Consider the following 14,180-nt stretch of genomic DNA (forward strand, 5'->3'; position numbering starts at 1 on the left):
TTAGATTGATAAATTTTTAGCATCGTCATTAACTAAAATCACTCACTTTGAAAGCGGTTACTGAGGGTAATAGCGGTATTTGTGGGACGACGGCTATTCGGTTCATTCTTAATCCCAGTGATTTCTGTGGTGAGCGGTATAACGTGATTTCCGTCACCCTCTTTTCCAGCTACGCTTAGAGGATGTGCGGGGGATGACGCTGTGGACTTTTCAGGGGAAGACGTTGCGCCCTCACCCATACTGGCGCATTGTCATGCGTATTCGAGCATCATAACGGGGCTGACTATGATGAACCAACTGGCATTACCTTTCCTTGTACTGGGCGGTTGTACAGCGCTGATGATCTTAAAAGATCTTTTCCGTCACCCGCATCCGGTGGCCATCATGAATATCATCTGGCCGCTGACCGGCCTCTATATGCCGTTCATCGGATGGTTAGCCTGGTGGTATCTGGGCCGTAAACCTTCACGTCAGGTAAAACTTGCGCTGCTGGTTCCACAAAAAATTCAGAGTAATGCCAGCTGGCAAACAATATTTATTTCCACCTCATTATCTGCCGCGGCCTGTATATTTGGCGACATAATGACCCTACCAATAATCACCTTGCTAAATCAGTTCACCATTATGCCAACGCTCTGGATGCAGGCAATTATTTGCTTGATAGTTTCTCTGGTGGTGGGTTTATTTTTCCAGTTCCTGGCTATCCGCCAACGTGAAAAACGTTCATTTGGCCGGGCGTTATTATTAGCATTTAAAACCGAAACGTTTCCCCTGCTGATTTATCAATTAGGTATTTTTATCTTTATGGCACTGGCACTAAAATTTGTTCTCAACCAACAAATCAATCCATTGCTGGTGGCTTTCTGGTTTATGTTACAACTGGCCATGATCATCGGTTTTCTATTCTCCTGGCCCGCTAATCATTTCCTGATAAAACGAGGGCTTAATCCCGCCGTCTGACTAACGACAGTATCCGGCGCCGCGCATGCCCAGGTGAAAATGTCCGGCATGCGCGGCGTTGTAATCCGGTCCTAACGCATTACCAAAGGTCGCACAGCCGTTGTGCCATAAAGCGCGAAGCCCTGCAGCCGCATCCTCAGGTTGATGCCAGTTTTTTGCCACCTGCAGCCAGCGTCCATCTGCAAGCTGAAACCCAGTCACATCCCATGCATCTGCTGTTGCATGCTCGCTTAAACGCCCCTGCTGGCGATGATAGATATTTCGACAGGCGTAACTGCCGACGTGGGTGATTCGCCGAATCGGGCTGTTGATACCTGCCTGCTGAAGGGCGTGAGTGCTGTTGACGACAAACATTGTGCTGCTCACCGCCATCGGGCAACTGGCAAGAAAGCTGCTGCTCAATGTCACTTCACCAAAACCAGTCACGCGCAAAGGTTGTTCAATAGGGCAATCACCTTGCAGTGCTGGCACGGCGCGAAATTGTACCCACCCCTGCTGACTGGCTCGATGCATCACCGCCATACAGGCCGCAGGATCGTGACTCAGGCGCTGCAATTTGTAGCGCATCATCCATCCTGGAGGGTCAGTCACCGACAGCGGTGTAAATGGATTCCACTGCGGCGGCAAATGCGTTTTCAGCCACGGCAAACTCCACCAGCCACATAATGCCAACAGAGCAATCGCTAATAATGCGCGCATCACACCTCACATTTACTCATAAAAAGAAGACGTAAGTGTAGGTGGCAAAATGGAGAGATAACGCAGAAAAGGCTTAATTGCTGAAGATTTACGCAAATTCACCGTGAATTATGCCATGTAAATATTTACTGACAGAGTAAACCCCGCAAAAGGTCACAATTGTAAAAAAACAATTACCGAGAGTTGCAACCTTTCCACTATCTTATGCCACTTGCCCTATCAAACGGCACGTTATCTAACAGCCAGTAGAGCTGACACAACATCAAAACAGGAAAGATATATTTATGGTTGATCAATCCAAAGAGGCGCTTATCGAGGCCGAGCAGCCCGATAAGCTCCAGCGTAATCTACATAACCGCCATATCCAACTGATTGCCATCGGTGGCGCGATCGGCACCGGGTTGTTTATGGGCTCAGGTAAAACTATCAGCCTGGCCGGCCCCTCGATCATTTTCGTTTATATGATCATCGGCTTTATGCTGTTCTTCGTGATGCGCGCAATGGGCGAATTGCTGCTCTCTAATCTCGAATATAAATCCTTCAGCGATTTTGCCGCCGATTTACTCGGCCCGTGGGCGGGCTATTTTACCGGCTGGACTTACTGGTTCTGTTGGGTGGTGACGGGCATTGCCGATGTGGTGGCCATTAGTGCCTATTTCCAACTCTGGTTCCCCGACTTCTCCATCTGGATGAGTGCACTGCTGTGTATATTTGTGTTCCTGGCACTCAATATTGCGACGGTGAAATTGTTTGGTGAGATGGAGTTCTGGTTCGCGATTATTAAAATCGTGGCGATTGTTGCCCTGATCGTGACTGGCATCGTGCTGGTGAGCATGCATTATCCTTCGCCCAGCGGCAGCGCGGCAGCCCTGAGCAATATCTGGGATCACGGTGGTATGTTCCCGAAAGGATTGAGCGGCTTCTTTGCTGGCTTCCAGATTGCGGTGTTTGCCTTCGTCGGCATTGAGTTAGTCGGCACGGCCGCAGCGGAAACCAAAGATCCGCACAAGGTGCTGCCACGTGCGATTAACGCTATCCCGGTGCGTATCATTATGTTTTACGTTCTGGCACTGCTGGTGATCATGGCGGTGACGCCGTGGAATCAGGTCATGCCGGACCGCAGCCCCTTTGTTGAGATGTTTGTGCTGATCGGATTACCCGCCGCCGCCAGCATCGTTAACTTCGTGGTGCTGACTTCTGCTGCATCATCCGCCAACAGTGGCATTTTCTCCACCAGCCGTATGTTGTACGGTTTGGCAGAACAAGGCGTGGCACACAAAGCATTTGGCCGCCTGTCGGCACGCGCGGTTCCCACCACCGGGCTGTTTTTCTCCTGCTTCTGCCTGCTGTGCGGCGTTGCGCTGATTTACCTGATCCCCGATGTGATGACGGTATTCACCATGGTCACCACGGTATCGGCGATTCTGTTTATGTTCGTCTGGACCATCATCCTGTGCAGCTACCTGGCTTACCGCAAACAGCATCCGCAACGTCACGCTGAGTCGAAGTTCAAGATGCCGCTGGGCAAGCTGATGTGCTGGGTGTGCATGGCGTTCTTCGCCTTTGTAATTGTCTTGCTGACCTTGCAGGATGATACTCGTCAGGCGTTAATGGTCACGCCGCTGTGGTTCGTCATTCTCACCATGGGCTGGTTGTTACGTCGTCGTAAAGCCTGATAGCCCTGCCGACAAAAAGCCCCGAATGCTCGGGGCTTTTTTTTATAACCTTTCGCGTAACTTATGCCATGCCTGCGCCAGTGAAGGTCGCACCGAAGGCTCCCTTTCTGGTGCCGGTTCGGGAACATGTGCCGATCCCAGATTGAAGGTAAAGGTGTAGTTTGGCGCTTCCCCCATCCTTAAATCCGAAATCAAGGTCTCTTCACCCTGCTGGCGCATGGCGTAAAAACCATGGCTGAACCACGCCACCCGCTCGGCATACCAGTCGCCTTTAAACGCATCGAACAATTGCGGGTGGCGCGGATGCCAATGAATTTCCAGTGCTCGATCGGGTGACAACAGTGACCAATAGGCCTCACCGTAACGATCGGGGGTCATAATCACGGTTCGCCACACCAGGGTATTAAATGCCGTTGGCGTCACCAGCACCTGCTGCGGCTTGATGGATTGATCAGTTAAATCACGATCGATATGCTGCGTCGCCACGCCCTGCACCACCATGCTCCAGCCAAGATACAGCGTACTGATCAGCAAACCCGCCTGATTCCAGCGCAGTCCGACTCCATCACGCCGCCATAGCGCCACCCCCAGCGCGATCAGCAACGGCAAGGTATACAACGGATCGATGATGTACATGCTGCCAATCGCGTAGGGGAAATCGGTAAACGGCAACCCCAGCTGCGTGCCGTACACCGTTGTCAGATCAAGCAACGGATGCGTGATCAGGGCCAGCCAAATTGCCAGACACCAGCCGCGCCAGTGGGAGCGACTGCGTGTTGCACCTGCGATCAGCCAGGCCAGCAGAGGCGCAACTAGCGTGAGCCATATCAGCGCATGACTCTCAGTTCGATGCAGCGTCATATTGCGAATCGCATCGCCATGATCGATAAACACATCCAGATCGGGCAAGGTGCCGGCAATTGCACCCACCAGCGCCGATTGCCATAGCGGCACGCGCTTGCCCATCACCGCGACGGTGACCGCCGCGCCCAACGTCAGTTGTGATAGCGAATCCATGCACTCTCCTGGTTAAAGCTGGATCAACGCACGCGGATCCCTTCAATAATCATGCGCTGTACATTCTCCAGCGTTTGCTCGAAAAATTCCGGGTCACTCAGGGTCTGGCCGGTGATCGCCTCAACCTGTGACGCAAAATCCGCGTAATGTTGCGTGGTGGCCCACAGCAGGAAAAACAGATGCTGCGGCTGTACCCCGGCTAACCGCCCTTCCGCAATCCACTGCTCGATGATCGCCGCCTTCTCATCTACCAGCGCTTTTAAATCCCCGGCCAGTTCACCTTTGAGTAACGGCGCACCCTGGAGCATCTCCAGACAGAACAAGCGCGAGGCTTGCGGGTGATCGCGCGACACCTCCAGCTTAAGACGGATATATTTCCGAATGGCGGTCAGTGGGTCCTGATCGTGGCGCAGTGCGCGCAGTGGAGCCAGCCAGACATCAAGGATCTCCTTCAGAACCGCGATATACAGCACCTCTTTTGAGGGATAGTAGTAAAGCAAATTGGTCTTGGAGACGTCGGCACGCTCTGCCACTTTATCGAGGCTGGTACCGTGAATACCGAACTGCGAGAAGAAGCTTAACGCCGCTTCCAGTATCGCAGCCCGTTTTGCGGCAACGGCACGTGAACGTCGGCCCGGTTGTTTTTCATCGCTTTTCACACTGTTACCTCTTCAATCCTGCCTGTCCGCATCATAACAAAGCCCCTCTTTCCTGCCTAATCGCTCTCCCTGCACCTTTTTTGACCACCGTGCGCATGAAAAACGTGCAAAAAGTTTTGACCAAACGGTCTGATTTAGACCAGACACTCCACTTTCATCCTTCCATGGGTTTTAACACATTGTTGTACAAGGTGTTTAAAAATGTGGCACAGGCTTTGCAGTTTTGTGACTGAGCGCCGCTCGCAGGATGCGTGCAGGAAGCAGTGCAGCGCGTAGAGCAATGCCCGTTCAATGCAGAGAGGTTTCACATGAAAATTGGCGTATTTATCCCGATTGGCAATAATGGCTGGCTCATCTCCACCCATGCGCCGCAGTACAAACCGACTTTTGAACTGAATAAAGAGATTGTGCTGAAGGCCGAGCATTATCACTTCGACTTTGCGCTCTCGATGATCAAACTGCGCGGCTTCGGGGGTAAAACCGAATTCTGGGATCACAATCTCGAATCCTTCACATTGATGGCGGGGCTCGCGGCGGTGACCTCAAGAATTGAAATCTATGCCACGGCAGCCACTCTGACGCTGCCCCCAGCAATTGTGGCGCGCATGGCCGCCACCATCGATTCGATTTCCAATGGTCGTTTCGGTGTCAATCTGGTCACCGGCTGGCAGAAACCCGAATACGAACAGATGGGATTGTGGCCGGGTGATGAATACTTCTCCAGCCGTTACCAATACCTCACCGAGTACGTCACCGTGCTGCGCGATTTATGGGGCACCGGTCAGAGTGACTTCAAGGGTGAATTTTTCACCATGAACGACTGCCGCGTGAGCCCGCAACCGCAGAAACCGATGAAGGTGATCTGCGCCGGTCAGAGCGATGCCGGCATGGCATTCTCCGCGCAGCATGCCGATTACAACTTCTGTTTCGGTAAAGGGGTCAACACGCCTACCGCCTTCGCCCCGACCGCCAGCCGCATGAAAGTCGCAGCAGATAAAGCCGGACGGGATGTCGGTTCCTATGTGCTGTTTATGATCATTGCTGCCGAAAGTGACGAAGCCGCACGCGCCAAATGGGAGCATTACAAAGCGGGTGCTGATGAAGAAGCGCTTGCCTGGCTCACCACACAAAGTCAGCAGGATACCAAGTCCGGCAGCGACACCAACGTGCGTCAGATGGCCGATCCCACATCAGCCGTGAACATCAATATGGGCACCTTAGTGGGTTCATACGCCAATGTGGCACGAATGTTGGATGAAGTTGCCGAGGTTGACGGCACACAGGGCGTGCTTCTGACCTTCGATGACTTCCTGCAAGGCATTGAAGATTTCGGTGAGCGTATCCAGCCATTAATGCAGTGTCGTCAAAACGTTATCACTTCGCAGAAGGAGGTTGCCTGATGAGTACCGTGACTTGCGCCCATACGTCGAATTTGTCCAATATCACCCTGCCCGCCCGACCAGAATCGATTGCACTGCCGCCGACGCAAAGCGCCTTGATCGTCGTCGATATGCAGAATGCCTATGCCACCGAAGGGGGTTATCTGGATCTTGCTGGCTTTGATGTCTCCGCCACAAAGCCAGTGATCGCCAAAATTCATCAGGCGGTAACCGCGGCGCGCGCCGCTGGCATGCAGATTATCTGGTTCCAGAACGGCTGGGATGACCAGTACGTTGAAGCGGGTGATGCCGGCTCGCCTAACTTCCATAAATCGAATGCACTGAAAACCATGCGTAAGCGCCCGGAGTTACAGGGCACGCTGCTGTCGAAAGGCGGCTGGGATTATGCGCTGGTGGATGAACTGGTGCCGCAGGCAGGAGACATCGTGCTGCCCAAACCGCGCTACAGTGGCTTCTTCAATACGCCACTCGATAGCATGCTGCGCAGCCGCGGTATCCGCCACCTGGTGTTCACCGGCATTGCCACCAACGTGTGCGTTGAGTCGACACTGCGCGATGGCTTCTTCCTCGAATATTTTGGCGTGGTGCTGGAAGACGCCACTTATCAGGCCGGACCGGCATTTGCCCAACAAGCGGCGATTTTCAACATCGAAACCTTCTTTGGCTGGGTTAGCGACACGGACACTTTTTGTGAAGCTCTGAAAGCTTAGGGTCCATCTCACCTGCAAAACCATAACGATAAGGAACTGCGACGATGCCTAAAAGTGTGATTATTCCTGCCGGCAGCGGCACCCCAATTGCGCCCTTTGTGCCAGGAACCCTGGCCGATGGCGTGGTGTACGTGTCAGGCACGCTACCGTTCGATGCCAGTAACAATGTCGTCCACGTCGGCGATGCCGCGGCACAAACCCGACACGTACTGGAAACCATCAAAAAGGTGATCGAGACCGCCGGTGGCAGCATGAGTGACGTCACTTTCAACTCTATTTTCCTCACCGACTGGAGCCATTACGCCGCGATTAACCAGGTCTACGCCGAGTATTTCCCCGGCGACAAACCCGCGCGCTTTTGCATTCAGTGTGGATTGGTTAAACCAGATGCGCTGATTGAAATTGCCAGCGTCGCGCACATCGGGCCGCAGGAGGCGTAATGCACCTTGAGATTCATGGTTTAACCGCTGCCGACGCGCCAACACTGGTGCTGTCGTCCGGCCTGGGTGGCGTGGCGGGCTTTTGGCAACCCCAGCTGGCGGCGCTCGCTCCCCATTATCGCGTGGTAACTTACGATCAGCGCGGTACCGGTCGCAGTGCCGATACGCTGCCTGAAGGCTACAGCATGGCGATGATGGCCGCCGAACTGGCTGAATTACTGGCGCAACATGACATTCACCATTACGACATTATTGGCCACGCGCTGGGTGGCCTGATTGGCCTGCAGCTGGCGCTGGATTATCCCGACCGTGTCGGCCGCATCGTGGTGATTAATGGCTGGCTCTCGTTGGATCCGCATACGCAACGCTGCTTCCAGGTGCGGCAGGATTTACTGCTCAATGTGGGCGTAGAGGCCTTTGTGCGCGCGCAGCCACTGTTCCTCTATCCGGCTGAATGGCTGGCGCGCCATCAGGCGCGCATCACCGCTGAAGATGCCCATCACGTGACCCATTTTCAGGGCATGGAAAATCTGCTGCGCCGCTTGCATGCATTAATGAACAGTGATTTCCGTACGCATGCGGCGCGGATTCATCAGCCTGTGTTAGCCATTTGTAGCCAGGACGATCTGCTGGTGCCGTGGAGCTGCTCTCCACAACTGGCCCAGGCGCTGCCGAATGGCACTCTGATTGAGATGCCGTGGGGCGGGCATGCGATGAGCGTGACCGATGCCGATAAATTTAACGCTCTGCTGCTGGGATGGCTGGCCGAAACGGCGGCACCTGCACAGCGCGCCGCGAGTTGAACAGAGGAGTGAAACCATGAGTGTGCATGAACTGCCGCTGCTGCCGAATGTAGATCGCGATGCTTTTCGCCATGCCATGGCGCGATTGGGTGCGGCGGTCAATATTATCACCACCGCCGGCCCTGCCGGTCGCGCCGGATTCACCGCCTCAGCCGTCTGCAGCGTGACGGATACGCCGCCCACTTTGCTGGTGTGTCTGAATCGTTCGGCCTCAGTCTGGCCGACCTTTCGGGACAATGGCTATCTGTGCGTCAACACCCTGGCGGCCGGTCATGAAGATCTTTCGACACTGTTTGGCGGGAAGACGCCGATGGAACAGCGCTTTGCTGCGGCTAACTGGCACACGCTGGCCAGCGGTTCACCGCTGCTGGAGGGTGCCACCGTGTCGTTCGATTGCAAAATCACCCAGGTGGTCAGTGTTGGCACACACGACGTTTTGATGTGTGAAGTACTTGCGCTGGTACGTAACGATGATTCCCATGGCCTGGCGTGGTTTGACCGTGGATATCATCACCTTTTACGGCAGGACGCCCGCTAACGCCGCTCTGCGCGGTCCGGTTCCACCGATATCCTGGAGAAAACGATGGCGAATTCCTGGTTCCCCCGCTGGCAGAAAAAGTCAGCCATGACCGAAGATGGGCTGATTGCACCGGATGAAACCCTGCCGTTCGGGCAGACGTTTGTCATGGGCCTGCAGCATGCTGTAGCAATGTTTGGCGCGACGGTGCTAATGCCGTTGTTGATGGGACTCGACCCCAACCTGGCGATTCTGGTTTCCGGTATCGGCACGCTGCTGTTCTTTGTGGTCACTGGCGGACGCGTGCCGAGTTATCTTGGATCCAGCGCCGCCTTTGTCGGGGTGATTATCGCGGTGACCGGATTCAACGGCCAGGGATTGAACCCTAATCTGTCGCTGGCTCTAGGCGGCGTCATTGCCTGCGGCGCGCTTTATACCTTCATTGGCCTGATCGTTATGAAGGTGGGCACGGGTTGGATTGAGCGGCTCATGCCCCCTGTCGTCACGGGTGCAGTGGTGATGGCAATTGGCCTGAACCTGGCACCAATTGCTGTCCATGGCGTATCAGCATCAATGTTCGATAGCTGGATGGCCGTCATGACCGTGCTGTGCATTGGCGTGGTCGCGGTCTTCACACGCGGTTTGGTTCAGCGCTTGCTGATTCTGGTTGGCCTGATTGTCGCCTGGGCGATCTACGCCTTGCTCACCAATGTGTTTGGCCTCGGTAAGCCAGTCGATTTTAGCGGTGTCGCCAGTGCGCCCTGGTTTGGTTTACCACACACCACCGCGCCGGTGTTTGATATGCAGGCGATAGTGATGATTGCCCCTGTGGCTATCATTCTGGTGGCTGAAAACCTGGGGCATATTAAAGCCGTCGCCGGTATGACGGGACGCAATCTTGATCCCTGGATGGGACGTGCGTTTGTCGGGGATGGCCTCGCCACCATGTTGTCAGGATCGATGGGTGGCAGCGGTGTAACGACGTACGCCGAGAATATTGGCGTGATGGCGGTGACCAAAGTCTATTCGACACTGGCGTTTGTCGCGGCCGCAGTCATTGCGCTGATACTCGGTTTCTCACCGAAGTTTGGTGCCTTGATTCATACTATTCCCGGCCCGGTGATTGGCGGCGCGTCAATTGTGGTATTCGGTTTAATTGCCGTGGCAGGTGCGCGGATCTGGGTGCAAAACAACGTTGATTTCAGTCAGAACGGCAATTTGATCATGGTGGCCACCACGTTAGTGTTGGGCGCTGGTGATTTTGCTTTAAAGATCGGCAGTTTTACCATTGGTGGGATTGGCACCGCGACTTTCGGTGCCATCATTCTTAACGCCATTCTTAAACGTCGGGGCGCCGCGCTGGCAAGCCAGGCGGCACGACAACATCCTTAAGGCTCCAGCGGTGCCTGCTCAGGCACCGCTTTCTTGCGGCGAAGTCGTAACTCGCTGACGATGACCCCACAGACGATCAGCGCACCACCCAACAGGGCTGCGGTCGGTAAACGTTCACCTGCAATCCGTCCTACTACCCCTGCCCAGACCGGTTCACCCGCGTAAATCACTGTGGCACGTGTCGGTGACACGCTGCGCTGTGCCCAGTTCATTGTCACCTGAATCAGTGCACTGGCCGCACCCAGACCCAGCGCACTCAACAGCAATGGCGTTGAGATCGTTGGGACCGATTCGCCATTAGGGATCATAAAGACAAAAGCGCAAGCCGATGCGACCATCAGTTGGATCAGCGTCACGCGACGCACATCAACCTGGCCTGCAAAGCGACTGATCAGAATAATTTCAGCCGCAATCGCCAGTGTACTGAGTAACGTCGCTATCTCGCCCGCGTTCAACGTCAGGCTACCGTCTTGTGGCCCGGCCACCAGCACTAAACCGGTAAACGCCAGCATAATGCCAATCCATGCCATTAACCCTGGCGGACGGCGCAGAAATACCCATTGCAGTAACGGTACCACCGGCACATATAGCGCGGTCAGAAACGCCGACTGGCTGCTGGAGATGGTTTGCATCCCCCAGGTTTGTAAGCCGTAGCCACCCGCAATCGACAGGCCAATCAGCGCACCGGCTTTCACTTCGAGCCAAGTCATGTGTTTCAGGTAGCGACGAAAGAAGAAGGCCAGCAATAACGTTGCCGTGGCAAAGCGCAGCCCCACAAAGAAAAAGGGACCGGAATGTGCCATCGCCCGGTGCACCACCAAAAAGGTGCCACCCCAAACCATGGTAATGAAGATGAGAACGAGTTCCTGACGCGTAATACGCAGGCTGAGACGGGAGTTTGAAGCAGACATAACGCACCAAAATAATCGATTGGCGATCATTTTTGCCTGGTCAGGAGGGGAAAAGCAATCTTTGTTACCGCCGGGAGAACCCGGCGGAGGGGGAATCAAACACAATCACATTACTTCTTGCTGCGACTGCGTCCCCCTTTTTCACCTGCTTCGGAAGCGCGTTGCGGGTCGTTCCTGAAATTACCGCCGCTATTTTTTCCGCCTTTACGACCGGCTTCCGCGGCTCTCTCGCGATCTTCCGCGAAATTGCCTGATCCTCCACGATGTTGTGCCATCATTTCCTCCAGGGATTGAGCATCTGTGGTTAGGCCTTTTCATCCAATGTGGTGAAAAGCAAGGCGGCGGAGTATTCGCGCCACCTGATAAAAGGATAGCCAGGCCAGTCTGACATTCGGCTAATATTCATACTTTGAAACATATAATTCACTTATTTTTCCATCATAAACCAGATTAACATCCAGCTTACAAGCGGTTAGCCGGGTAAAAAGCGCAGCGCTAGACGTATCCATTTATCCTCCCTTCCGGCACCTTACGCAGTCTCTTCTATACTTCTGAATACTCATCACCCTCAGCAGGATAGAAAACCATGGCAAAAGTTTTGGTGCTTTATTACTCAATGTATGGACATATCGAAACCATGGCGCAAGCCGTGGCTGAAGGCGCAAAGAGTGTGAGCGGTGCGGAAGTCACCATTCTTCGTGTACCGGAAAGCATGGATGCGGAGAGATTTGCGCAGGTGGGCGGCAAGGTGAATCAGGCGGCGGCTGAAGCAAAACCTGAAGATTTAACCCAGTACGACGCCATCATCGTGGGTACGCCAACCCGCTTTGGCAATATGGCCGGTCAGATGCGTAATTTCTGGGATCGCACCGGCGGATTATGGGCCTCAGGCGCGCTGTACGGCAAACTCGCCAGTGTATTCGCCTCTACCGGCACCGGTGGCGGTCAGGAACAAACCATCACCTCCGTTTGGACCACCCTCGCCCATCACGGCATGGTTATCGTGCCTATCGGTTATGGCACCAAAGAACTTTTCGATATATCCCAAGTACGCGGCGGCACGCCTTATGGCGCCACCACCATTGCGGGCGGTGACGGCTCACGCCAACCGTCAGCAGAAGAACTGGGAATTGCCCGTTATCAGGGCCAATACGTCGCCGGACTGGCGGTAAAACTGCAAGGATAAATCCACAACAGGAGACCTTTATGGCCACAGAACAGTCGAAAGCTCACCACGTGGGCGAATGGGCCACGCTGCGCCACACCTCACCTGAAATTGCTGAAGCCATTTTTGAGGTGGCAAATTATGACGAACGACTCGCGGAAGAAATCTGGCGTCAGCAAGGTAGCGACGATGTGCTGCTCCGCGCTTTTGATAAGACCGATCAGGACGTTCTGACGTGGGACGACAAAACAGTCGAGCGTAAAAACGTTTAACACGCAGGCGGGCATGTCCCGCCTTTGTCATTTTTTCTGCCAAGGAGCCCTTTATGTCAGCCTATCAAAGCATCAACCCGGCCAATAATCAGTTGCTGAAATCCTGGCCTAATCACGATGACACCTTCATGCAGCAGGCACTCAGCGCGGCTGACGAACTCTACCACTCTACGTGGTGTAAAGGCGATATGCAGCCACGCCTGCAGGTGCTGCACCGACTGGCCGATTTGATTGATCAGCGCGTTGACGAATTAGCTGAGATTGCCAGTCGTGAGATGGGCAAGTTAATTGGTCAAAGCCGGGGTGAAGTAAAAATCTGCGCGCAGATCGCTCGGTACTATGCCGAACATGCGGCTCACTTATTGCAGGCACAACCTTATCCCAGCACGGTGGGTGATGCCTGGCTTGAATATCACCCGATTGGCGTAGTGGTCGCCGTCGAGCCCTGGAACTTCCCATATTACCAGCTGATGCGCGTGCTGGCGCCGAATCTGGCACTGGGAAATCCGGTGCTGGCGAAACATGCCAACATTGTGCCGCACTGTGCGGATGTCTTCGAAAAACTGGTTGAAGAAGCGGGTGCGCCAAAGGGTGCGTGGACCAATCTGTTTGTCTCGAATCAACAGGTCGCCGATCTGATTGCCGATCCGCGCGTGCAAGGTGTCGCGCTGACGGGCTCTGAACGTGCCGGTAGCGCCGTGGCGGAACAAGCAGGTAAACATCTGAAAAAATCCACGCTGGAGCTAGGCGGCAATGATGTATTCGTGGTGCTGGACGATGCCGATATCGACGAAGCTGTGCGCCAGGGTGCGCAGGCACGATTGAGCAACTGTGGTCAGGTATGTACAGCAGCAAAACGCTTTATCCTGCACGAAAATATCGCCACTGAGTTTATGGCAAAGTTTAGCGCGGCCCTGCAATCAGCTAAACCGGGGGATCCACTGGATGAAAGCACCACGCTGGGTCCGCTTTCATCGAAAGAGGCTCGCGACCGTTTAGTGAAACAGGTTGAGGATGCGGTTAAGCAGGGTGCGCATGTTGAACTGGGCGGAAAAGTGATAGAAGGCGTGGGTTGTTATTATCAGCCGACGATACTGACTGGCCTCACACCGCAAAATCCCGCCTATTACCAGGAGTTCTTTGGACCGGTGGCACAGGTTTATGTGGTGGCTGACGATCGCACAGCCATTGCCCTGGCCAATGATTCGCACTACGGTCTGGGCGGTTCAGTGTGGACGCGCGATATTTTGCGTGGGCGCAACATGGCATCGCAGATCGAGACCGGTATGGTGTTTATCAACTCTCAGAGCGATACCGCCGCGGAGTTGCCGTTTGGTGGCGTGAAACGCTCAGGCTATGGACGGGAGTTGTCCGATCTTGGCCTGAAGGAGTTTGCGAATCAAAAACTGGTGGTCGTCGCCGGTTAACGGAAATAAAAAACCCCGTCGAGGCGTAATGCTTGTCAGTTAAGATCTTAATGGAGGCCGCAGCGGATAACGTTGCGGCTTCTTTTTTACCGCCCTTGGGTAATGCCGCACTCTTCTTTCCGGCAGCACCAG

At 54.4% G+C, this 14,180-nt stretch carries 16 protein-coding genes; 11 read left to right on the top strand and 5 right to left on the bottom strand.

Features of this window, described 5'->3' with window-relative positions; genetic code table 11:
- Positions 1-285: 285 nt before the first annotated feature.
- Positions 286-960: a DUF4396 domain-containing protein gene (locus WFP70_RS09580; protein ID WP_337023185.1), complete on the top strand. Its 675-nt coding sequence runs from the start codon at positions 286-288 to the stop codon at positions 958-960.
- Here WFP70_RS09580 and WFP70_RS09585 read toward each other — a convergent pair whose 3' ends face one another.
- Positions 961-1,659: an extensin-like domain-containing protein gene (locus tag WFP70_RS09585; RefSeq protein ID WP_337023184.1), complete on the bottom strand. Its 699-nt coding sequence runs from the start codon at positions 1,657-1,659 to the stop codon at positions 961-963. It lies immediately after the preceding gene.
- Between the two features lie 284 nt (positions 1,660-1,943).
- On the opposite strand from WFP70_RS09585, the gene cycA reads away from it, so the two are divergent.
- Positions 1,944-3,335, top strand: a complete 1,392-nt coding sequence (gene cycA, locus WFP70_RS09590) for a D-serine/D-alanine/glycine transporter (protein WP_058959632.1) — start codon at positions 1,944-1,946, stop codon at positions 3,333-3,335.
- Between the two features lie 42 nt (positions 3,336-3,377).
- Here cycA and WFP70_RS09595 read toward each other — a convergent pair whose 3' ends face one another.
- Positions 3,378-4,352, bottom strand: coding sequence for a metal-dependent hydrolase (locus tag WFP70_RS09595; RefSeq protein WP_166931933.1), 975 nt, complete (start codon positions 4,350-4,352; stop codon positions 3,378-3,380).
- 23 nt (positions 4,353-4,375) lie between these two features.
- Entirely contained in the window at positions 4,376-5,011 is a 636-nt protein-coding gene (gene rutR, locus WFP70_RS09600; protein ID WP_034820328.1) for an HTH-type transcriptional regulator RutR, read from the bottom strand.
- A 308-nt stretch (positions 5,012-5,319) separates the two neighbouring features.
- Between rutR and rutA the strand changes: the two genes are divergently transcribed.
- The 6 genes from rutA to rutG are packed head-to-tail and all read left to right on the top strand — an operon-like array spanning position 5,320 to position 10,273.
- Positions 5,320-6,411, top strand: coding sequence for a pyrimidine utilization protein A (gene rutA, locus WFP70_RS09605; protein ID WP_058959634.1), 1,092 nt, complete (start codon positions 5,320-5,322; stop codon positions 6,409-6,411).
- Complete coding sequence (gene rutB / locus WFP70_RS09610; protein ID WP_337023183.1) at positions 6,411-7,121, top strand: pyrimidine utilization protein B; 711 nt, start codon at positions 6,411-6,413, stop codon at positions 7,119-7,121. Before rutA ends, rutB begins: the two co-directional genes overlap by 1 nt.
- A 44-nt stretch (positions 7,122-7,165) precedes the next feature.
- Complete coding sequence (gene rutC, locus WFP70_RS09615) at positions 7,166-7,561, top strand: pyrimidine utilization protein C (RefSeq protein WP_058959636.1); 396 nt, start codon at positions 7,166-7,168, stop codon at positions 7,559-7,561.
- Entirely contained in the window at positions 7,561-8,364 is an 804-nt protein-coding gene (gene rutD / locus WFP70_RS09620; RefSeq protein ID WP_337023182.1) for a pyrimidine utilization protein D, read from the top strand. Before rutC ends, rutD begins: the two co-directional genes overlap by 1 nt.
- 16 nt (positions 8,365-8,380) lie before the next feature.
- The gene (gene rutF, locus WFP70_RS09625) at positions 8,381-8,902 is read left to right on the top strand and encodes an NADH-dependent FMN reductase RutF (RefSeq protein ID WP_337023181.1); all 522 of its coding nucleotides are present in this window, start codon (positions 8,381-8,383) and stop codon (positions 8,900-8,902) included.
- A 45-nt stretch (positions 8,903-8,947) separates the two neighbouring features.
- Positions 8,948-10,273: a pyrimidine utilization transport protein G gene (rutG, locus tag WFP70_RS09630; RefSeq protein ID WP_337023180.1), complete on the top strand. Its 1,326-nt coding sequence runs from the start codon at positions 8,948-8,950 to the stop codon at positions 10,271-10,273.
- On the opposite strand, the gene WFP70_RS09635 is transcribed toward rutG, so the two are convergent.
- Both WFP70_RS09635 and WFP70_RS09640 read right to left on the bottom strand, forming a co-directional pair.
- Positions 10,270-11,184, bottom strand: a complete 915-nt coding sequence (locus tag WFP70_RS09635; RefSeq protein ID WP_337023179.1) for a DMT family transporter — start codon at positions 11,182-11,184, stop codon at positions 10,270-10,272. The two genes, rutG and WFP70_RS09635, sit on opposite strands and share 4 nt — an antisense overlap.
- A 110-nt stretch (positions 11,185-11,294) precedes the next feature.
- On the bottom strand, positions 11,295-11,459 hold the full coding sequence (locus tag WFP70_RS09640; protein WP_071845623.1) for a general stress protein: 165 nt from the start codon (positions 11,457-11,459) through the stop codon (positions 11,295-11,297).
- 311 nt (positions 11,460-11,770) lie between these two features.
- Here WFP70_RS09640 and wrbA point away from each other — a divergent pair, with 311 nt between their 5' ends.
- Genes wrbA through WFP70_RS09655 form a run of 3 tightly spaced genes read left to right on the top strand, consistent with a single transcriptional unit; the run spans position 11,771 to position 14,048 of the window.
- Entirely contained in the window at positions 11,771-12,370 is a 600-nt protein-coding gene (gene wrbA, locus WFP70_RS09645) for an NAD(P)H:quinone oxidoreductase (RefSeq protein WP_034820354.1), read from the top strand.
- 20 nt (positions 12,371-12,390) lie between these two features.
- Complete coding sequence (locus tag WFP70_RS09650; protein ID WP_038647733.1) at positions 12,391-12,621, top strand: YccJ family protein; 231 nt, start codon at positions 12,391-12,393, stop codon at positions 12,619-12,621.
- Positions 12,622-12,674: 53 nt separating this feature from the next.
- Complete coding sequence (locus WFP70_RS09655; RefSeq protein ID WP_337023178.1) at positions 12,675-14,048, top strand: NAD-dependent succinate-semialdehyde dehydrogenase; 1,374 nt, start codon at positions 12,675-12,677, stop codon at positions 14,046-14,048.
- The last annotated feature ends 132 nt before the right edge of the window (positions 14,049-14,180 follow it).

This window comes from Pantoea sp. USMM079 (genome assembly GCF_037153115.1).
Classification (GTDB): Bacteria; Pseudomonadota; Gammaproteobacteria; order Enterobacterales; family Enterobacteriaceae; genus Pantoea; species Pantoea communis.

Coding starts and splice junctions, on each gene's coding strand:
- rutD (WP_337023182.1), top strand. CDS start 7,561: ATGCACCTTGAGATTCATGGTTTAACCGCTGCCGACGCGCCAACACTG.
- rutG (WP_337023180.1), top strand. CDS start 8,948: ATGGCGAATTCCTGGTTCCCCCGCTGGCAGAAAAAGTCAGCCATGACC.
- WFP70_RS09635 (WP_337023179.1), bottom strand. CDS start 11,184: ATGTCTGCTTCAAACTCCCGTCTCAGCCTGCGTATTACGCGTCAGGAA.
- WFP70_RS09580 (WP_337023185.1), top strand. CDS start 286: ATGATGAACCAACTGGCATTACCTTTCCTTGTACTGGGCGGTTGTACA.
- rutA (WP_058959634.1), top strand. CDS start 5,320: ATGAAAATTGGCGTATTTATCCCGATTGGCAATAATGGCTGGCTCATC.
- WFP70_RS09595 (WP_166931933.1), bottom strand. CDS start 4,352: ATGGATTCGCTATCACAACTGACGTTGGGCGCGGCGGTCACCGTCGCG.
- rutF (WP_337023181.1), top strand. CDS start 8,381: ATGAGTGTGCATGAACTGCCGCTGCTGCCGAATGTAGATCGCGATGCT.
- WFP70_RS09650 (WP_038647733.1), top strand. CDS start 12,391: ATGGCCACAGAACAGTCGAAAGCTCACCACGTGGGCGAATGGGCCACG.
- rutC (WP_058959636.1), top strand. CDS start 7,166: ATGCCTAAAAGTGTGATTATTCCTGCCGGCAGCGGCACCCCAATTGCG.
- wrbA (WP_034820354.1), top strand. CDS start 11,771: ATGGCAAAAGTTTTGGTGCTTTATTACTCAATGTATGGACATATCGAA.
- WFP70_RS09585 (WP_337023184.1), bottom strand. CDS start 1,659: ATGCGCGCATTATTAGCGATTGCTCTGTTGGCATTATGTGGCTGGTGG.
- cycA (WP_058959632.1), top strand. CDS start 1,944: ATGGTTGATCAATCCAAAGAGGCGCTTATCGAGGCCGAGCAGCCCGAT.
- WFP70_RS09640 (WP_071845623.1), bottom strand. CDS start 11,459: ATGGCACAACATCGTGGAGGATCAGGCAATTTCGCGGAAGATCGCGAG.
- WFP70_RS09655 (WP_337023178.1), top strand. CDS start 12,675: ATGTCAGCCTATCAAAGCATCAACCCGGCCAATAATCAGTTGCTGAAA.
- rutB (WP_337023183.1), top strand. CDS start 6,411: ATGAGTACCGTGACTTGCGCCCATACGTCGAATTTGTCCAATATCACC.